General features: G+C 47.0%; 14 protein-coding genes and 1 pseudogene. 12 read left to right on the top strand and 3 right to left on the bottom strand.

Annotated features, from left to right (window positions below; genetic code table 11):
* Positions 1–92 precede the first annotated feature (92 nt).
* The 12 genes from iolG to MCG98_RS14655 all read left to right on the top strand — a co-directional run bounded on the left by iolG (position 93) and on the right by MCG98_RS14655 (position 17,509).
* On the top strand, positions 93–1,109 hold the full coding sequence (iolG, locus tag MCG98_RS14710; RefSeq protein WP_240302658.1) for an inositol 2-dehydrogenase: 1,017 nt from the start codon (positions 93–95) through the stop codon (positions 1,107–1,109).
* Between the two features lie 184 nt (positions 1,110–1,293).
* A complete protein-coding gene (locus MCG98_RS14705; RefSeq protein ID WP_240302657.1) occupies positions 1,294–2,439 on the top strand; it encodes a Gfo/Idh/MocA family oxidoreductase in 1,146 nt (381 codons plus the stop codon).
* Between the two features lie 155 nt (positions 2,440–2,594).
* Positions 2,595–3,758 (top strand): FprA family A-type flavoprotein, encoded by a 1,164-nt coding sequence (locus MCG98_RS14700; protein ID WP_240302656.1) that lies wholly within the window; start codon positions 2,595–2,597, stop codon positions 3,756–3,758.
* Between the two features lie 57 nt (positions 3,759–3,815).
* On the top strand, positions 3,816–7,082 hold the full coding sequence (locus MCG98_RS14695) for a response regulator (protein ID WP_240302655.1): 3,267 nt from the start codon (positions 3,816–3,818) through the stop codon (positions 7,080–7,082).
* Between the two features lie 97 nt (positions 7,083–7,179).
* Positions 7,180–8,730 carry an amino acid adenylation domain-containing protein gene (locus MCG98_RS14690; protein WP_240302654.1) on the top strand — a complete coding sequence of 517 codons (1,551 nt, stop codon included), beginning with the start codon at positions 7,180–7,182 and terminating at the stop codon, positions 8,728–8,730.
* The gene (locus tag MCG98_RS14685; protein ID WP_240302653.1) at positions 8,727–9,935 is read left to right on the top strand and encodes an alanine racemase; all 1,209 of its coding nucleotides are present in this window, start codon (positions 8,727–8,729) and stop codon (positions 9,933–9,935) included. The genes MCG98_RS14690 and MCG98_RS14685 overlap by 4 nt, the downstream gene beginning before the upstream one ends.
* A complete protein-coding gene (locus tag MCG98_RS14680) occupies positions 9,920–10,150 on the top strand; it encodes an acyl carrier protein (RefSeq protein ID WP_240302652.1) in 231 nt (76 codons plus the stop codon). Before MCG98_RS14685 ends, MCG98_RS14680 begins: the two co-directional genes overlap by 16 nt.
* Positions 10,151–10,161: 11 nt before the next feature.
* Entirely contained in the window at positions 10,162–11,700 is a 1,539-nt protein-coding gene (locus tag MCG98_RS14675) for an MBOAT family O-acyltransferase (RefSeq protein WP_240302651.1), read from the top strand.
* Positions 11,687–12,649, top strand: a complete 963-nt coding sequence (locus MCG98_RS14670; RefSeq protein ID WP_240302650.1) for a hypothetical protein — start codon at positions 11,687–11,689, stop codon at positions 12,647–12,649. The genes MCG98_RS14675 and MCG98_RS14670 overlap by 14 nt, the downstream gene beginning before the upstream one ends.
* 169 nt (positions 12,650–12,818) lie before the next feature.
* The gene (locus MCG98_RS14665) at positions 12,819–14,165 is read left to right on the top strand and encodes a butyryl-CoA:acetate CoA-transferase (protein WP_240302649.1); all 1,347 of its coding nucleotides are present in this window, start codon (positions 12,819–12,821) and stop codon (positions 14,163–14,165) included.
* 154 nt (positions 14,166–14,319) lie between these two features.
* Positions 14,320–15,879 (top strand): CoA-transferase, encoded by a 1,560-nt coding sequence (locus tag MCG98_RS14660; protein ID WP_240302648.1) that lies wholly within the window; start codon positions 14,320–14,322, stop codon positions 15,877–15,879.
* Between the two features lie 187 nt (positions 15,880–16,066).
* A complete protein-coding gene (locus MCG98_RS14655; protein ID WP_240302647.1) occupies positions 16,067–17,509 on the top strand; it encodes a L,D-transpeptidase family protein in 1,443 nt (480 codons plus the stop codon).
* Between the two features lie 60 nt (positions 17,510–17,569).
* On the opposite strand, the gene MCG98_RS14650 is transcribed toward MCG98_RS14655, so the two are convergent.
* The 3 genes and pseudogenes from MCG98_RS14650 to MCG98_RS14640 form a co-directional block, all read right to left on the bottom strand.
* Positions 17,570–18,070 carry a superoxide dismutase family protein gene (locus tag MCG98_RS14650; RefSeq protein WP_240302646.1) on the bottom strand — a complete coding sequence of 167 codons (501 nt, stop codon included), beginning with the start codon at positions 18,068–18,070 and terminating at the stop codon, positions 17,570–17,572.
* 6 nt (positions 18,071–18,076) lie between these two features.
* A pseudogene (locus tag MCG98_RS14645) lies at positions 18,077–18,520 on the bottom strand (manganese catalase family protein); the annotation flags it as partial.
* 24 nt (positions 18,521–18,544) lie between these two features.
* Positions 18,545–19,825 (bottom strand): HAMP domain-containing sensor histidine kinase, encoded by a 1,281-nt coding sequence (locus MCG98_RS14640; RefSeq protein ID WP_240302645.1) that lies wholly within the window; start codon positions 19,823–19,825, stop codon positions 18,545–18,547.
* Positions 19,826–19,828 lie beyond the last annotated feature (3 nt).

Below are 19,828 nucleotides of genomic sequence, written 5' to 3'. Positions count from 1 at the left end.
ACATGAGATTTTCATTTTGTTATGATTGACTGTGAAAGCAAATTAGCTTATAATATAATTTGTAAAATATCACTTGAAAGGAAGTATATAAGATGGCAAAAAAAGTTAGAATCGGTATGTTAGGTGCCGGAAGAATCGGTAAACTTCATGCTACAAACCTGGTAAACGCTGTACCGGATGCTGAAGTTGTTATGATTGCAGATCCATTCATGAACGAAGCAACAGAAGAGTGGGCAAAAGGACTTGGTGTTACAAATGTCACAAAAGATTCCGAAGCTGTATTTGCAAATCCAGATGTTGACGCGGTTTTCATCTGCTCATCAACAGACACACATGCTGAATTTATTGTAAAGGCTGCAGAAGCAGGAAAACACATTTTCTGCGAAAAACCAATCGCAACTGATATCAAAGTGATTGAAGATGCACTTGCAGCAGTAGATAAAGCCGGTGTTAAACTTCAGGTTGGATTTGTTCGCCGTTTCGATCACAACCACAAAAAAGTCAGAGATACCGTTGCATCCGGAATGCTGGGCGCTCCAAGTATCGTTAAAGTTACATCCCGTGACCCGGAAGCTCCGCCAATGGCATACGTTAAAGTATCCGGTGGTATCTTTATGGATATGATGATTCATGACTTTGATATGGTTCGTTACCTGTCCGGAAGTGAAGTTACGGAAGTAAGTGCTTACGGTACAGTCATGATCGACGAAGAGTTCAAGAAATACGATGATGTTGATACAGCAATCGTTATGCTGAAATTTGAAAACGGTGCGATCGGTGTTATCGATAACAGCCGTGAAGCTCCATACGGTTACGATCAGAGAACAGAAGTTCACTGTGCAAAAGGTTGCGTACAGGTAGCCAACGACCTGAATGATACTTCCATGATCAGTACAGCTGACGGTGTTGTCTGCGAAAAACCGACCTGGTTCTTCCTTGAAAGATATAACAATGCATTCATCGCAGAGACAAACGCATTTGTTGACGCTGTCATGAATGACAAAGAAGTTCCGGTAAGTGGAATTGATGGTTTAATGCCGGTTAAGATTGCGAAAGCAGCTAAGATCTCTCTGGATGAAGGCCGTCCGGTAAAAATTTCCGAGATCTAATTAGCCTATACATATTATTAAAAGACTGTGTACAAGTTTGTGCACAGTCTTTTTGAATTTCTGAACTGTTATTTTGAATTATTGCACAGTTTTACCGGCATACGGCAAATAGATTGACACATTCTTCCGTTTATACTAAAATTATATTTGGGTGGGCAATACATAAAAACAGGAGGTTATTGCAATGAAACTGAAGTTTGGAATGGTAGGCGGCGGAAACGGTGCATTTATTGGTAATGTGCACAGACACGGTGCTGTCATGGATGATCTTGCTGTGCTGACGGCAGGATGTTTTACAAGAAATATGGAAAAAAATCTGGAGACTGCCCGTACCTGGGGCGTTTTAGATGAAAGTCGTGTTTATGCCGACTACCGTGAGATGGCCGAAAGAGAGAGTTCTCTGGAAGATGGAATTGATTTTGTATCCATCACGACACCGAATGATACACATTATGAGATCGCAAAATGCTTTATGGAGCACGGAATTCATATCATGTGTGACAAACCGCTGGCGCTGACAGCAGCTGAGGGTGAGGAACTGGCTGCACTCGCAGAAAAAAAAGGAGTGCTGTTCGGTGTGACCTATACATACACCGGTTATGCGATGGTCCGGCAGGCCAGAGACCTGATCGATGCCGGCGAGATTGGGAATATTCTGACGGTTGTCAGCGAGTATCCGCAGGAGTGGCTGCTGGTACAGATGGTCAGTGACCGCTCGGATCAGGCGACATGGCGGATGGATCCGGCGAGGAGCGGTCCTTCGGGCTGCTGTGCAGATATCGGAACACATGTGGAGTGTCTGGTTTCCAAAATGACGGGACTGGAGATCGACAGTGTGCTTGCCAGATTTGAACGTCTCCCAAAATCTCAGGAGCTTCCGCTGGAAAATAATGTGCAGGTGCTGGTCAATTATAAGGGCGGGGTATCCGGAATGATCTGGACTTCACAGGTTGCGATCGGACATGAGACTGACCTTACGATCCGCATATTTGGCGATAAAGGAGCAATTGAGTGGGAACATAAGAACCCTTCCGTACTGAAGGTAACCCGCATCAATGAGCCGCCGCAGCTTTATACGGCAACACGAGATTACGTCTCTGACGCATGCCGGGATCTTTCAAGGCTGCCGTCAGGGCATCCGGAAGGATTTTTTGAGGCATTTGGAAATATCTACCGCGGCTTCTGCTCGCATTTACTGAAACAGAAGGAGGGACGTGATCCCGGAAGCTATCGCTATCCGACAGTGGAAGACGGAGTGCGCGGAATTAAATTTGTGGATGCGTGCATCAAAAGTAACAGGGAAGGAAATGTCTGGACAAGTGTAGAATGATATTTTACGGGCGGAGCATAGGATTGCTTCGCCCGTTTTGACGCAGGTAAGTATTTGTTTTAATAAATGATATTACTGGATTTTAATAGTCAATTATGTTAAAATGTATTTGATTTAGAAATGAACGTTACATATCAGGAAAAGGAGATGCAGTTATGAAAGACATTACGATAACAGATTCCATCAGGTATATCGGAGTTGATGACAAGACACTGGATTTATTCGAAAGCCAGTATCATATCCCAAACGGAGTTTCTTATAACTCATACGTGATTCTGGACGAAAAAACCGCTGTTATGGATACGGTGGATGCCAGGGCCACACAGGAGTGGCTGACCAACCTGGAACGTGAACTTGCCGGACGCGATGCGGATTATCTGATCGTTTCTCATCTCGAACCGGATCATGCGGCAAATATACAGGTACTTGCTGAAAAATATCCGAACATGAAGCTGGTTGGAAATGCAAAAACATTTAAGATGATGCCGCAGTTTTTCACTCTTGATCTGACCGGGCGGACGGTTGAGGTAAAAGAAGGCGATTCCTTAAGTCTTGGAAAACATGAGCTTCATTTTGTAATGGCACCGATGGTTCACTGGCCAGAAGTGATGGTGGAATATGAGTCTACGGAAAAAATCCTGTTCTCTGCGGATGGCTTTGGAAAATTTGGTGCACTTGATGCTGAGGAGGACTGGACCTGCGAGGCAAGGAGATATTTTATCAATATTGTTGGAAAATACGGAGCACAGGTGCAGGCTCTTCTGAAAAAGGCCGCTACACTTGATATTTCCATGATCTGCCCGCTGCATGGACCAATTTTGAAAGAAAACCTGGGTTATTACATAGAAAAATATGATATCTGGAGCAGCTACAAACCTGAAGATGAGGGCGTGCTGATTGCCTATGCGTCCATTCATGGGAACACGGCAAAGGCTGCAAAGAAGATGGCAGAGATACTGGAAGCACAGGGTGCTAAAAAAGTGGTTTTAACAGATCTGTCCCGCAATGATATGGCAGAAGCGGTGGAAGATGCCTTTCGTTATAACAGCCTTCTGCTTGCATGTGCCACTTACGATGGCGGTCTCTTCCCGTGCATGGAGGATTTCCTCGCACATCTGAAGGCTAAAAACTATCAGAAACGTACGGTTGGACTTATGGAAAACGGATCGTGGGCTCCAATGGCTGCAAAACATATGAAAGAAATGCTGAGTCAGCTGAAGGAACTGAGTATCTGTGATCAGGTCGTGACAATTCGTTCTACCATGAACGAAAAGAATATCACAGAGATGGAAGTTCTTGCAAAACAGCTGCTCGACTGAAAGAGATAGAGGCGGGAAACCGCCTCTTTTTATGTCAGAGGGGAAAAGGATTTAAAAATGGATATGGATGAAAAAAAAGAAGTGCAGGAACTGGCGGACACGGTTCTGAGAAAATATTTCTGTGAAAGCGATGTCAGTTTTTTGATTTCCCGCTTTACAGATGATATCGTCTGGCTCGGAGGCGGAAAGGAAATGTCCGCGCAGGGAAAAGAGGCAGTTGAATCGGTCTTCCTGGCGGGGGCGAATGATCTGATCCCCTGCCGCATGTGGGATGAAGAATATGTTGTTGTGCAGCAGGCACCCGGATGCTGGCTGTGTGAGGGCCAGAGCTGGGTGGAGTCAGTTGATCCCACACTTATGTTTCGTGAATTTCAGAGGGTGACTTTCATATTCCGCAGGGAGGGTGAGGAACTTAAGATTGGACATATACATCACTCGGCAGCATATTCACCCCTCCAGGATGATGAACTGTTCCCGGTAAAAGAGTCGGGCCGCCGATATGAACAGCTGCAAAAACTGGTATCTGACCAGGAGCGTCAGATAGAACTGATGATGGGACAGCTGCCGGGGGGACTGCAGATATGCTTTTACGACGAGAAGTTTACTACAAAGTGGATCAGCGACGGGCTTTGCCAGATGCTTGGCTTTGAGTCTCAGCAGGAGTATATGCAGGAAGCCGGCTGCTGTAAATCTTTTATTGTCGAAGAAGATTATGACGGCATGTACCGGCAGGTGCACAAAAGTCTGGAACGAGGAGATTCCTACAGTGTGGAATACCGTATCCGGTGTGGTGATGGCAGTGTCCGCTGGGTTCTCGATGCCGGGAAGCTGTATACAGACGGTGACCAGGAATCCGTGATTTGCTGTCTTGTCACGGACATCACCGAACGGGTGAGGCATGAAAATCAACTGAGAGAGACACATGAAGAATTGAAACGGCAGGCGCTGTTTCTTCAGCATCTCTACGATACACTTCCATGCGGCATCATCCAGTTTTCTACGGAAAAGCCATACCGCATTATCAACGCCAATCGGGCTGCATGGGAACTGTATGGATATACGGAAGACGAGTACTGGCAGGAGGCGAGAGATCCATTTCGTTCCGTGATGCCGGAGGATTTTGAATGGGTGTATACATCTGTAGAACAGCTCTCAGCGAATGGAGGTCTGATTAACTATGAGCGTGAAGCAGTTAAGAAAGACGGGACGCATTGTTTTATCGGTGTCGGCATGGAGCGCGTTATTAACGAAAAAGGAACCTCTGTGATTCAGGCGGTATACAGTGATATTTCGGAAGCATGGAAATTCCGGAAAGAGCGGGAACAGGAACGCCTGCTGGAAAACCGCTCTCTCAGGACTGCGATCCATACGGCATACCAGCGCATCAGCCAGGTGAATCTGTCGAAGGGGACATATGAATATTTTGTAAATCAGGATTTTGTGATTTCGGACAGTGAAAGTAATGCTTATGATAAAGAGCACATTCGTCTTACACAGCTGGTCCATGCTTCACAGAGGACTGAATTTCAAGAGATGTTTGGCAGAGAAGCATTGCTGAAGCGCATAGAAGAAGGCGAAAAGGAGACTTTTCGTGAGATTCAGCTGATGGGCAGTGACGGAGAGTATCACTGGATTTCCGTTCATGTGATCCACATAGAGAATCCTTACAATGAGGATATTTTAGAGGTCACGCTTTATAAGGTGCTGGATGAGCAGAGGGCGGAAAAAATAAGACAGGAACAACTTCTTCGGGAAGCACTTGCATCTGCGGAAGCAGCAAATGAGGCAAAATCAGATTTTCTTTCCAGAATGAGTCATGATATCAGGACGCCGATGAATGCGATCATAGGTATGAGTACGCTGGGCAAGCTGAAGGCCGATCAAAAAGAGAGTGTTCAGAATTGCTTTCATAAAATTGATATGTCCACACGGTATCTGCTCTCCCTCATCAATGATGTGTTGGATATGTCCAAGATTGAAAACGGGAAAATGCTGTTGAACAAAGAAGTATTTCATCTGAATGAGCTGATCGAACAGATTACTGCCATTATTTATCCTCAGGCACTGGAGCAGAAGATCGATTATGAAGTTTATCACTGGGAGAGGATCGAGCAGTGTTATATCTCGGATGAGCTTCGCGTGAAGCAGATTTTAATGAACCTGTTGTCGAACGCACTGAAGTTTACGAAGGAAGGAGGAAAAGTTTCACTGATGCTCAGAGAGAGGAGCCGTTCCAATGGTTTTGCATTTGTAGAATTTATCGTTGAAGACAATGGAATTGGCATGTCGGAAGAGTTTCAGAAGAGGATCTGCAGGCCGTTTGAACAGGAGAATCCGGGTGTTGCCCGAAACAGGGCGGGAAGCGGACTCGGGCTGTCTATTGTCTATAATCTGGTTCAGCTTATGGGAGGAACAATTGATATTGAAAGTGAAAAACACAAGGGCAGCAGGTTCACCATTGTTCTGCCCATGGGACTTACAGAAACAGATGCAGATGCAGAGGAGGAACGCAGGTCCAGGGAACTGCTGAATGGGCTGAGTGTTCTGGTTGTCGATGACGATGCCATTGTTGGAGAACAGACAGCTGTCATTATGAAAAATATCGGGGCAGAATCCGTCTGGGTAGACTCGGGAATAAAAGCTATCCGTGAGGTGGAGAAGTCGATCGAACAGGAAAAGGTGTTTAACGTGGCCTTGATCGACTGGAAAATGCCGAAGATGGACGGAGTTGAGACAACGAGAAAAATACGTGCGCTTGTCGGGGAAGATACGATGATCATCATTATTACAGCATACGACTGGAGCAGCATTGAACAGGAGGCAAGAGAGGCCGGTGCCAATTACTTTATTTCAAAACCGGTCTTCCAGTCTACAATCTGTGACACTTTCCGGAAGCTCAAACTCAGTACGTCTGAAAAAGCTGCAGAACAGAGGAAAGTCAGTAGTACTGGACACAGACTGCTTCTCGTGGAAGATAATGAACTGAATATGGAGATCGCGCAGTCGCTGCTGGAACTTTATGGATTTACCGTTGATACGGCTGAAAACGGGAAATTGGCGGTGGAGACTTTTAAACAGGCGGACACTGGCACCTATGCTGCAATTCTGATGGATATCAGAATGCCTGTCATGGATGGCCTCCAGGCAGCCCGGCTGATACGGCAGATGGAGGAGAACGGGGGGGACCTGGTTCCGATTATCGCTATGTCTGCAAATGCATTTGAAGAGGACAAAAGAGCTGCGGCGAAAGTCGGATTTGATGATTATCTTGTAAAACCGATCGACATTGACCAGATTATGGAAGTTTTGGGTCGAATTATTTAATAAAATCTTAATCCTTTTATAAGAGAGAGTTCCTTGTATCGTGATATTCCTGTGGTATACTGGATGAGTAAATTAATGAATAAGGAGTTCTTATCAAATGGAACAATATTATATTCAAATATCATCTCACAGAAGAAATGTGCTGCAGTATCTTGAAGAGTCTGCGAAAAAGAAGCCGGATAAGACGGCGGTCGAGGACGAGAAGGATTCACTGACATACCGGCAGCTGCTCAAGAAGAGCCAGCAGATTGGGACGGCACTGGCAGCACGTAGTGATGAGCACCGACAGCCGATCGCTGTTTTTATGGAAAAATCGGCAGCGGTGCTCACTGTGTTTTTTGGAATTGTATACAGCGGGAACTTCTACGTGATGCTGGACAGCCGGCAGCCTGCGGCGCGTATCCGTCAGATTTTGGACACGCTGGGGCAGCCTGCCGTGATTACGGATAAAAAACATGGGAAAGCGCTGGAAAAAATCATACAAAATGATCAGATTCTGTATATAGAAGAGCTGGCGGACGCTGAGGTGAAGGCTGGAATCCTTGAAAGGGTGCGGGAACAGAGTACAGATCTGGATCCACTGTACTGTATTTTCACCTCCGGTTCCACCGGAGTTCCCAAAGGGGTGCTGGTAGGTCACAGATCCGTTCTTGATTTCATCGATGAGTTTACAGAGACGTTTGGATTTACAGCGGATGACGTGTTTGGATGTCAGGCGCCGCTTGATTTTGACGTTTCAGTGAAGGATATCTACACGTCACTGAAGACGGGGGCAACACTGGAACTGATCCCAAAACAATATTTTTCTTTTCCGACGAAGCTATTGGATTTTCTGGAAGAGAGACAGGTCACGACGCTGATCTGGGCAGTCTCTGCACTCTGTATTATCACAACGCTGAAAGGATTTGACTATAAAATACCGGGAAATGTGAATAAAGTACTTTTCAGCGGGGAAGTGATGCCGGTGGGACATCTGAACCAGTGGCAAAGAGCACTGCCGGATGCAATGTATGTCAATCTGTACGGACCGACGGAGATTACCTGCAATTGTACGTACTACAAAGTTGAGCGCGAGTTCGAACCGGGCGAACATCTGCCGATCGGCCAGCCGTTTTCAAATGAAACGGTAATGCTGCTGGATGATAACGATCAGCTGGTAACAGAACCATTCAAAAAAGGGGAACTCTGTGTGGCCGGAACGGCGCTTGCGCTTGGATATTACGGGAATCCGGATCAGACGGCAAAAGCTTTTGTGAAAAATCCGCTCAATACGGCGTATCCGCAGATGATATACCGGACCGGAGATCTTGCGTTTTATAATGCGGACGGTGACCTCTGCTTTGCGTCCAGAAAAGATTTTCAGATCAAACATATGGGACACAGGATCGAGCTTGGAGAGATCGAGACAGCCATGGAAAAATCAGAAGGAGTCGAGAGGGCCTGTGTCATCTATCTGGAAGACAGCAACAAAATTGGGGCGTGTTATCTGGGCCGCCCTGAAGTGAAGGCGCTGGTGAGAGAACTGAGGCAGAAGCTTCCGGCATTTATGATCCCCAATCTGTTTGAGAAGGTGGATGAGATGCCGCTGACGAAGAATGGAAAGATCGACCGGGGGGAACTCCGGCGGAGACTGGAGGTGCAGGAATGACCCATCAGATGATGATTCAAAAGATTGCAGATGAATGCGGGACTCCGTTTTATCTCTTCAACCTGGATCAGGTCCGGGCACAGGTCCGGGAAGTGAAAGAGATTCTGGGAGAGCGGGTCCGAATCTGTTATGCAATGAAGGCAAATCCGTTCCTTGTCCGTGCAGTGCATTCCTGCGTCGACGGATTTGAAGTGTGCTCTCCCGGAGAGCTGCGTATCTGTGAGCGGCTGAGGATTCCCATGAAGAAGGTAGTGCTGTCGGGAGTTTATAAGGAAAAAAGAGATCTTGAAGCTGTGATGGCCAGATGGACCGGGAGTAATACGTTTACGGCAGAATCTTTTCAGCAGCTGCAGATGATAGAAGAGTGTGCAGGAAACATGGGACTGTTTGCGAGAGTACTGCTGCGCGTGACCAGCGGAAACCAGTTCGGTATGGATGAGATGCTGATAAGAGAGATCGTTGAAACCCGCAACCGGTATCCTCATGTCTGTATCGAGGGGGTGCAGTTTTACTCCGGCACCCAGAAGCACAGGCTTGACAGGATTGAAAAAGAGCTTCGGTATCTGGATGAACTGGTGACGGACTTAGAAGAGCAGTATGGTTATCACGCAGAACATATTGAGTATGGTCCGGGCTTTTTTATCCCGTACTTTCAGAAAGACGGACAGTCAGACCAGAAAGAAATGCTTGCAGAATTTGCCGGAATTTTGAATAGCCTGACGTTTGATGGGCAGATTACCCTTGAGATGGGCAGATATCTGGCAGCATCATGTGGAGAGTATGTGACGGCTATTGTGGATATGAAACAGAACAAAGGACAGAACTACTGTATTGTCGATGGAGGAATCCATCATTTAAATTATTATGGTCAGTCGATGGCGATGAAAATCCCATTTTTTGAACATCTGGGTGAACATAGACACGGTAAGGAGCAGCTTTACAATATCTGCGGATCACTCTGTACTGTGGGGGATGTGCTGGTAAAACAGCTTCCGCTTACGGGAGCTTGCCTGGGAGATCTGCTCGTGTTTCAACGTACAGGGGCATATTCCGTGACAGAGGGCATCCATCTGTTTTTAAGCAGAGATTTGCCGAAGGTGTTTTTTTGTTCAGAACAGGATGGTGTGAGGCTTGTGCGCGGGGATGACCCGACGGATGTGATCAATTCAGAAAGAGAAGGAGAAGCAGTATGGAAAAAATATTAGAAATCTTAGAGGAAATACAACCGGGAGAAGACTATGAAAATTGTACTACTTTAATTGATGACGGGATTCTGGAATCCTTTGCGATTCTTTCCATCGTCAGTGAACTGGAGGATGCGTTTGATATTTCTGTTACACCGGCTGACATTATTCCGGAAAATTTTAATTCAGCCCAGGCGCTCTGGAATATGGTAGTAAGATTACAGAAGGAAAGTTAGAGGATCGGGCGATGTCACTCATCTCACTGCAGTTTTTAGTTTTTACTGCAATAGCAGTTACAGGATATTATCTGATTCCGATGAAATATCAGTGGCAGTGGCTGCTGGGATTCAGCTATATCTACTATTTGTCCGCAGGAGTGAAACTTGTAGCTTTCCTGTTGTTTTCAACAGCAACCACGTACCTTGCGGCTCGCAGAATGTATGCGCTGGACCAGGGAGAGGCAGATAAAAAGAAGGTCCGCAGCCTGAAACGAAGTGTACTTGTCCTTACGCTGTTTTTAAACTTTGGCATGCTGGCACTTCTGAAATACACGAACTTTGCGATCGGCAATATCAATGCAGTGTTTCACACGGACTTCCAGCTTATGAATCTGCTGCTGCCGCTTGGGATTTCTTTCTATACATTCCAGTCAATGGGTTATCTGCTGGATGTATACTGGGGGAAATGCAAACCGGAGAGAAACCCGTTTAAATTTGCGCTTTTTGTGTCCTTTTTTCCGCAGATCCTGCAGGGACCGATCAGCAGGTTTTCCGCACTCTCAAAAGAATTATTTGCGGAGCATGCTTTTGACATGCAGCGGACGCAGGAAGCACTTCTCAGGATCCTCTGGGGATTTTTTAAGAAAATGGTTATTGCCGATAATGCTGCGATGTTTGTGGACGTGATATTTGGAAATTCTCAGGCGTACAGCGGCATGGCGATTCTCGGTGTACTCGGGTATACTGTGCAGCTTTATGGGGATTTTTCAGGGGGAATGGATGTTGTCATCGGAATTGCGTCACTGTTCGGCATCCGTCTGGAAGAAAACTTCAAGCGGCCTTTTTTTGCCGTATCAATCACCGATTTTTGGCACCGCTGGCATATTACACTCGGGACCTGGATGAAGGATTACATTTTTTACCCGGTATCACTTTCCAAATGGATGGGACATTTTACCAGACGGGCAAAAAAAATATTCGGAAAAAGTATCGGGAGGACGCTGCCCATCTGTCTGGCGAATATCATCGTCTTTCTGGTTGTCGGCATCTGGCACGGCGCTGCGTGGAAATTCATTGCATACGGTCTGTATAATGGCGTGATCATCGCATTCAGCGGACTGATGGCAGGGAATTACAGAAAATGGAAGAAGGCCTGCAATATTCGGAATGATTCACGATGGTTTCATGTATTTCAGATACTGCGTACCTTTCTGCTTGTCAACATCAGCTGGTTTTTGGACCGGGGGAGTGATCTGGGACAGGCGTTTGCGATGATGAAAAATGCGGTGACAAAATTTGATCTGTCTCCGCTGCTCCGGCCGGGCTTCCTGGCACTCGCGGATGGCAATCCAAATGTGTGTCTGATCTTTCTCGGGATCGTGCTGGCTGGCTGCGTGCTGCTGTTTTTTGTAAGCTATCGGCAGGAATGTGGGACAAATGTTGCGGCAGTTGTGCTTCAGAGCCCGTGCGTTGTACGTTTCGGCATAGTTCTGATACTGGTTCTGTCACTTCCGCTGCTGGGTGCAGATCCATCGATGGCAGGAGGTTTTATCTATGCGCAGTTTTAAAAGAGTGATGATTCCGGTGATGATACTGGTTGTCTGCATTGCGGTAAACAGCGTGCTGAATTATCTGCTGATCCCCAATAATTATGTGCGCATCGATATCCATAACATCACGACACAAAAGTATGACGATGTGTTTCTGGGGACTTCCCATGGGTTTGCGGGGATTGACCCGGAGACAGTCGATGCAATAACCGGAAGAAAGAGCATTAATCTGTGCCGCGGCGGAGAGTATACGAGGGACTCTTATTATATGCTGAAACTGATGTGTGAGCATCATGTTCCGAAGCGGGTCATCTATGAATTCGATCCCAGTTACTGGACGGTCAGGGATACGCAGCAGGCGGATTTCACACTGATCTACAGAGAAATGCCATTGTCAAAGACGAAGGTGGAGTACCTGTTTGCAAAGGCAATGGAAGCCGACTTCCGGTTTACACTGTTTCCATGGTTTGCATACCGCAAACAGGCGCTTAATATCCGCGGTGTCGTGGAAGGAAAACAGACAGAAGATTATAAGACATACGGTGTACAGGCATTTGATACCGCGGGGCAGGCGTTCCAGCCGAACGGCTTTATGTATCGGAAACGTACCGGAGAGGTAAAAAAACAGCTGGACTATGAACCGTGGTCACTCACACATATGGAGAAGAATTCCCTGAAATACTTTGTCAGGCTGGCAAAATTCTGCAAAGCAAGGGGAATTGAGTTTGTTGCGATTACGACACCCATACCGGATGTCACTTACAGAGATTACCAGTCCCTGTATGACAATGCATTCCAGTATTTTGATCAGCTGACGGATCAGTTTGATGTGGCATATTACAACTTTAATAAACCGGGTATGACAAAAGAAGCGTGGACACTGGATGAATTTGCGGATTATGAAGGCCATATGTATGGTGACAGCGCAAAAGTCTTCAGCAGTGAACTGGCGGACGTATTGAATTAAACACAGGCAAAGGGCAGGGACTTGCTGCTCTTTGCCTGTGTTTAGGTCCGCTGTTTTGAAAAACCGGGTTGCGGGAAAAAGTGTTTCTATGGTATACTGGCAACGAAAGAAAACGGCGGTTTTCCGCACTTTTTACAAGATTATGAGGATTATGTGATTGGAGGCTATCATGAACATACAAAAACAGTATGAAATGAAATTAACGACGGCAGAGGAAGCGGTCAAAGTAGTAAAATCCGGTGACTGGGTAGATTATGCATGGAGTACAGCAACTCCTGTTGCGCTGGATGCCGCGCTGGCAAAACGGGCGGGTGAGCTCAGTGATGTCAAGGTAAGAGGCGGTATCCTGCTACAGGTTCCCGAAATTTTCAAAGTGGAGAACGTAAAAGAGCATTTTTCCTGGAATTCCTGGCATATGACCGGAATTGAGAGAAAGGCGATCGCACAGGGATTTGCATACTACGGACCGATTCGCTATTCAGAACTACCGCGTTATTATTATGATATGGACTGTAAACCGGATGTGGCAATGATTCAGGTTGCACCTATGGACGTCCATGGATTTTTTAACTTCGGACCGAGCGCATCTCATCTGAAAGCAATCTGTGAGACATCGAAGATCGTGATCGTGGAAGTAAATGAGAATATGCCGGTTGCCTACGGTGATGAGACAAGCAGCGTACATATTACAGATGTAGATATGATCGTACACGGCGAGAATCCGCTTGTGCCGGAACTCGGCGGAAGCCAGGCGCCGATGACGGAGGTCGATAAAAAAGTTGCAGAATATATCCTGGAAGAAATCTCTGACGGATCATGTCTCCAGCTCGGAATCGGCGGTATGCCGAATGCAGTCGGCAAGCTGATTGCCGAATCAGATCTGAAGGATCTCGGCGTACATACTGAAATGTATGTTGATGCATATGTTGAGATGGCAAAAGCAGGAAAGATCAACGGAAGAAAGAAAAACATCCACACTGGAAAGCAGGTTTATGCGTTTGCAGCGGGCAGCAGAGAGTTATATGATTATATTGACAATAATCCGGAAATGTACAGCGCCTCCGTTGGATATGTCAATGATGTGCGGACAGTTTCGGCACTGGATAATTTTATGTCCATCAACAATGCGGTGAATATCGACCTGTTTGGTCAGGTCAATGCTGAATCCGCCGGTGTCAAACATATCAGCGGTGCAGGCGGACAGCTGGATTTCGTACTGGGTGCATACCTGTCAAAAGGCGGCAAGAGCTTTATCTGCTGTTCCTCCACGTTTACTGACAGAAACGGACAGCTGCAGTCCAGGATACTACCTGTCCTGGACCCAGGCTCAATCGTAACGGATACCAGGACAAACACACATTTCCTTGTGACAGAGTATGGAAAAGTAAACCTCAAAGGTCTTTCTACATGGCAGAGGTGTGAAGCGCTCATCTCCATAGCTCATCCGGATTTCCGCGATCAGCTGATCAAAGAGGCAGAAAAGATGAATATCTGGAAAGCCAGCAACAGACGGTAGAGATGTACCATATTTTGTAACTGCCAGACCGTCCTGAACAGTTGCCATATTTTATCGTATTTGCACAATTATTCGTTTACAAATTAGAGCAAATACGATAAAATATTAACATAGTGAAATGTTTTAAAATTCCTATAAGAGGAGGATGACAACAATGAAAAAGGTAAGTATTATCACGGCTGAAGAGGCTGCGCTCAAGGTTCAGGACGGCGACACGATCGCGACTGGCGGTTTCGTAAGCTGTGCATGTCCGGAGGCGCTTTCGACAGCACTTGAGAAACGTTTCCTGGAAACGGGACATCCGAAGGATCTGACACTGTTTTTTGCAGCCGGACAGGGGCATCGGGATGGGACAGGAGGAGACCATTACGGTCATGAAGGCATGGTTAAACGTGTGATCGGCGGGCACTGGGACCGGGCACCAAAACTGGGCGAACTGGCCCTGAATAATAAGATCGAGGCATACAACCTGCCGCAGGGTGTCATATCCCACATGTATCGTGATATTGCGGCACATAATATTGGCACGATTACGCATGTAGGACTGTATACATTTGCCGATCCGCGTAACGAAGGCGGAAAACTCAACGACTGCACAAAAGAGGATCTTGTAAAACTCGTCAATATCGACGGCGAAGAGCGCCTTCTTTATAAAGGTTTTCCGATCAATGTGGTATTCCTTCGCGGTTCTTACTGTGATGAGTTCGGAAACTGTACCGTACATAGAGAGATCGGACCGCTTGATGTTACAGCGATGGCGCAGGCATGTAAAAATTCCGGCGGTAAAGTGATCGTTCAGGTTGAAAAGATCGTTCAGGGAGGTTCTCTGGATCCAAAACTCGTGGCCATCCCGGGAATTTATGTGGATTCTGTTGTGATCGGTACAGATGAGGAGAACATGCAGTGTCTCGGCATGCCTTACGATGGAGCGCTCACTGGCGAATTCCGTATTCCTGTTGATGCGATTCCTCCGATTCCCATGGACGCGAAAAAAATTATTGCCCGCCGGGCAGCGATGGAGCTTCCGAAGGATGCCATTGTCAATCTGGGAACAGGGGCACCGGAAAAAATCGCAAATGTTGCCGCAGAGGAAGGCATTTCTAACAGTATGACGCTGACAGTGGAGGCTGGTTCTATCGCAGGAGTTCCGTATGGCGGAACACAGTTCGGCGCTGCGGCAAACTCCATGTCCATACTGCCGCATAATGTACAGTTTGACTTCTATCAGGGAGGAGGACTTGATATCGCGTTTCTTGGTCTGGCTGAGACAGCTCCGAACGGAGATTTGAACGTATCTAAATTTGGAACACGTCTGGCAGGTGCAGGCGGATTTATCGATATCACACAGAATGCGAAGAGTGTTGTGTACTGCGGTACGATGACAGCCAAGGGCCTGAAGACAGAGTGTAAAGACGGCAAGCTGGTGATTACGCAGGAAGGTGCAAAGAAAAAGTTTGTGAAACAGGTTGAACAGATCACGTTCTCGGGCGATTATGCAAACAAAGTAAAACAGCCTGTTCTGTATATCACAGAGCGCTGTGTATTTGAGCTCCGTCCGGAAGGTGTTACGCTGATCGAAATCGCACCTGGTATCGACCTTCAGACACAGATTCTGGATCAGATGGAATTCAAACCACAGATTGCAGATGACCTGAAGCTGATGGATGAGAGAATCTTCCGCGAGGAACTGATGGGTCTTGCGAATGAACAGTAAGGAATAAGATTGAGGAAGGGCACTTGAGGAAGTGCTCTTCTTTTTGCATTGTTCGACATAATTTTTCTATTAACTTTATAAAAGAATTGTTAAGTGTGTGAAAAGTATTTACCCGATGGCACGTTGGTGCTATACTGAGACACGGGAATCATAAACAGTATCAGAGCAAAGAGGGTTAGGAAAAGTTATGAAAAAATTATTTAATACCAGGAAGAAGATCGCATTGGCAATTCTGCTCGTTGCTGTATTGCTGATCGCAATTTACTTTGGTTTCAGTCTGTTTTTTCAGTCGCACTTTATGTTTGGGACAACTATTAACGGGTTAGGCTGTTCAGGCAAAAATGTGGAGCGGGTGAAAGAGGAGCTGCAGGATCATATTTCGGAATATGAACTGCTACTGAAGGAACGGGATGGTCAGTCAGAGACGATAAGTGCCGGTCAGATTGGACTGAAATATATCGATGATAACGGTGTGGAGCAGCTCCTTGAGGAACAGAATCCCTACTCGTGGATCGCAGCACTGTTCAGGGGGAATGATTACCAGGTGTCAGCAAATACAGTGTATGATGAGAGTACAATTGATGAGATTCTCAGTGGCCTGGCATGCTTTCAGGAAGAAAATGTGACGGCACCTGCAGACGCCGTGATAGAAGAGACGGATGACGGCTTTGGGATCACCCCTGAAGTACAGGGAAATACGCTGAAAAGGGATCAGGTAAAGCAGGCAGTGATCGACGCAGTCAATACCGGAAAGACGGAACTGGATCTGGAAGAACTGGACCTGTATGAGAAACCGTCAGTTCTCAGCACAGATGAGGGGCTGAATGCAGAACTTCAGCAGCTGAATACCATTACCACAGCGCAGATTACATACGATTTTGTGGACAGCCAGTTTACGGTCGACCGCTCGGTGATCAGGGAATGGCTGGTCAAAGATGAAGGCGGGAATTATGTACTGGATCAGGAACAGGCAGCGGCGTGGGTAAAGCACATGGCGTATGAGACAGATACATTTGGACTGGAACATACATTCCAGACCTCTCTTGGCCCGACGATAACACTGGCAGCGGGAGGCGATTACGGCTGGGTAATCAACAAGGAAGAGACCACCCAGCAGCTGATTGACAATATCAATGCAGGTACGCAGGGCAATCTGGAGCCGGTATACGTCTACACGGCAATGGACCGGTCATCGAATGATATCGGCGGCACGTATGTGGAGGTGTGCATCTCAGAGCAGAAGATGTGGTGCTACAAAGACGGACAGCTCGTAGTGGAGACTCCGGTGGTAACAGGCAACAGTGCCACCGGTCATGACACACCGTCGGGCAGTGTATGGGCGATCGATGCCAAAAAGAAAGATGCACATTTCAAACAGTTCAATGTCGATGTGACTTTCTGGCTCCCGTTTAACGGAGGCGTTGGTATTCATGATGCCAGCTGGCGTTCCTCTTCTGAATATGTGCCTTCCACATTTCGGTCGGACGGTTCCCACGGCTGTGTGAATACACCGTATGAGGCGGCTGAGCAAATATTCAATACGGTGGATATCGGCTACCCCGTCATCGTATATTACAGCACTGATCAGGTGGTCGGACCTCAGCCGACACAGGAAAATACAATCGGATAGTGACAGCAGAATGAAAAAGGATATCTTCCGGGGGTTGGAAGATATCCTTTTTTAGCAGATTTACCTGTTGTCAGTTCCCTGAATCTTGCCGCATGCGATTTTTGATCCTGAATCACCGGCGGGCTGTGTGCGGAAATCATCCGGCATATCGTGGATAACAACCGTATGTCCGATGATTTCTTCAGGAACAAAGCGGTTAGTATAGAACATTGTCAGTGCATAACCATTGTTGCCGAACAGCGGAGGCAGGTCTCCGGCGTGTTCCGGGTGTGGGCAGGAGTCCGGATTATAGTGAAGACCGGTATCTGCGAATGGATCTTCTTCATTTCCCGTGCAGTTTTCTCCCGTATGAATATGAAAACCGAAAATCTTTTCCGTGCAGGTGCCTTCCTCGAAGGGAAGGCCGGCGACATCGGCAATCACGAAGGTACCGTCCCAGAGCGGGTAAAAATAAACGGTACCCTGGATACCCGCGTAAGCTTCGCTTCCGGCTATGGATGCATAGGCTTCCAGCGGCATATCCATAAGTGTTGAAAAAATTTCTTTAATTGGAATTTCCATAGGCACTCAGCAGTCCTTACAGCTGCATTTTGCAGGCATATCAAAACTCGGGTTAAAAGCATAGAAGTTGTTGGCATCCAGCTCTTCCTGCACGGAGCGGAGCGCTTCACCGAATCTCTGATAATGCACGATCTCACGGGCACGGAGGAATTTGATCGGATCTGCAACTTCTGGACAATCTTTTGCCAGCCGCAGAATATTATCATACGTTGACCGGGCTTTCTGCTCGGCTGCCATGTCTTCATGGAGATCGGTGATCGGATCCCCTTTACACTGGAACTCACACGCATTGAACGGGATACCTCCAGCGGCCTGCGGCCAGAGTGCCAGTGTGTGGTCTACATAGTATTTGTCAAAACCCGATTTCTGGATTTCTTCCATCGACAGGTCACATGTCAGCTGGTAAATGATGGTTCCTACCATCTCAAGGTGTGCCAGTTCTTCTGTACCTGGAGAAGCAGCGGAAATGCTCCGCTATTTTCTCAAATATACTGTAAAAGTGGCACCGCCGCCCGGGGTATCGCTGACCTGAATGGTTCCATGATGGGAAGTCACAATCTCCCTGGCTATGCACAGGCCCAGACCAAAATGCTCTTTTTGAGAGCGCGAGGAATCTTCGCGGTAAAACCGGTCAAAAATATGTTGTTTTGCATCATCGGTGATACCGGGGCCATTGTCTGAAACGCTGAGACTGAAGGTATTGTTTTGATACTGCAGCCCCAGTTTTACGAGGCCCCCGGCATTGCCGTATCCGATCGCGTTGGTGATCAGAATCCCAAGAACCTGTGAAATACGTTCTCCGTCGCACAGACATGCGGGGAAAACCTGCTCCGGCAGATCCACGGACAGAGTCATCTGTTTTTCATCCGCCATCGGCTTAAACGCCTCGTAGACATTTAGCAGCAGGGTGTCCATCTCTTGTTTTTTCAGAGTAAAAGACCACGTATGGCTATCAGAGCGGGCAAGAGTCAGCATATCTGAGATCAGGCGGGACAGCCGCTGCCCTTCATGCTCAACAGTATTGATAAAACGGGTCTGTTCAGATGGGGGCGCACATTTCCAGGCGGAGACGGAGGACAGGATGACCGAGACAGGAGTTCTCAGTTCATGGGAGGCGGCCGCGATAAAAGCTGCCTGCTGTTCCTGAGCTTTCTGAATCGGTGATAACAGCCGTTTCGTAAAATGCCAGCAGAACAGAAACAAAATAAGGATTCCGCCCAGGTCGATCAGCAGAAAACGGATTCGCTGGAAAAACAGCTGACGGAATACTGCATCGGCGGAGTACATGATCACAGCCGTTAAGCTTCCTGGATCATGTCTGATATTTGCAAAGGAGATGTAGTAATGTTCACCTTTATCTGAGAGATATGTGAACTCTTTATGGGATGAAGTGTAGGCGGTATCCGGCTGAACAGAGCTGATGATATCTGGGTTGTTTTCCATGATGTTATTCGCAAGAGAACGTTCCTCATCCGTCAGGATGCTTGCCGTATAATCCAGGGGAGTACCGTTGTCATAGAGGGCCAGCAGGTAGCGTCCATTGGCACTGACTTTGGAGAGCCATTCATAAGTGATCGTGTTTTGCTGTTCAAAGTTGGATATCAGAGTGTTCATCTCACCGGAAAAAGATAGGAAACTGTTATTTTTCAGTGTTTTTTCTGACATGTACAGGTAGCTGACAGACATTACGACCAGTATCAGCGCCGTGATTCCGGTGAAGAGAAACGTCAGGTTTCTGTGAACTTTTCTATACATTTT

The organism is Ruminococcus sp. OA3 (genome assembly GCF_022440845.1).
Taxonomy (GTDB): domain Bacteria; phylum Bacillota; class Clostridia; order Lachnospirales; family Lachnospiraceae; genus Ruminococcus_G.
Note: the sequence above shows the minus strand (reverse complement) of the source record. Positions and strands in the feature narration are given on the sequence as shown.

What these genes read in the sequence shown, in the direction of transcription:
- iolG (WP_240302658.1), top strand. Translation starts at nt 93, where the DNA reads ATGGCAAAAAAAGTTAGAATCGGTATGTTAGGTGCCGGAAGAATCGGT.
- MCG98_RS14705 (WP_240302657.1), top strand. Translation starts at nt 1,294, where the DNA reads ATGAAACTGAAGTTTGGAATGGTAGGCGGCGGAAACGGTGCATTTATT.
- MCG98_RS14700 (WP_240302656.1), top strand. Translation starts at nt 2,595, where the DNA reads ATGAAAGACATTACGATAACAGATTCCATCAGGTATATCGGAGTTGAT.
- MCG98_RS14695 (WP_240302655.1), top strand. Translation starts at nt 3,816, where the DNA reads ATGGATATGGATGAAAAAAAAGAAGTGCAGGAACTGGCGGACACGGTT.
- MCG98_RS14690 (WP_240302654.1), top strand. Translation starts at nt 7,180, where the DNA reads ATGGAACAATATTATATTCAAATATCATCTCACAGAAGAAATGTGCTG.
- MCG98_RS14685 (WP_240302653.1), top strand. Translation starts at nt 8,727, where the DNA reads ATGACCCATCAGATGATGATTCAAAAGATTGCAGATGAATGCGGGACT.
- MCG98_RS14680 (WP_240302652.1), top strand. Translation starts at nt 9,920, where the DNA reads ATGGAAAAAATATTAGAAATCTTAGAGGAAATACAACCGGGAGAAGAC.
- MCG98_RS14675 (WP_240302651.1), top strand. Translation starts at nt 10,162, where the DNA reads ATGTCACTCATCTCACTGCAGTTTTTAGTTTTTACTGCAATAGCAGTT.
- MCG98_RS14670 (WP_240302650.1), top strand. Translation starts at nt 11,687, where the DNA reads ATGCGCAGTTTTAAAAGAGTGATGATTCCGGTGATGATACTGGTTGTC.
- MCG98_RS14665 (WP_240302649.1), top strand. Translation starts at nt 12,819, where the DNA reads ATGAACATACAAAAACAGTATGAAATGAAATTAACGACGGCAGAGGAA.
- MCG98_RS14660 (WP_240302648.1), top strand. Translation starts at nt 14,320, where the DNA reads ATGAAAAAGGTAAGTATTATCACGGCTGAAGAGGCTGCGCTCAAGGTT.
- MCG98_RS14655 (WP_240302647.1), top strand. Translation starts at nt 16,067, where the DNA reads ATGAAAAAATTATTTAATACCAGGAAGAAGATCGCATTGGCAATTCTG.
- MCG98_RS14650 (WP_240302646.1), bottom strand. Translation starts at nt 18,070, where the DNA reads ATGGAAATTCCAATTAAAGAAATTTTTTCAACACTTATGGATATGCCG.
- MCG98_RS14640 (WP_240302645.1), bottom strand. Translation starts at nt 19,825, where the DNA reads ATGTATAGAAAAGTTCACAGAAACCTGACGTTTCTCTTCACCGGAATC.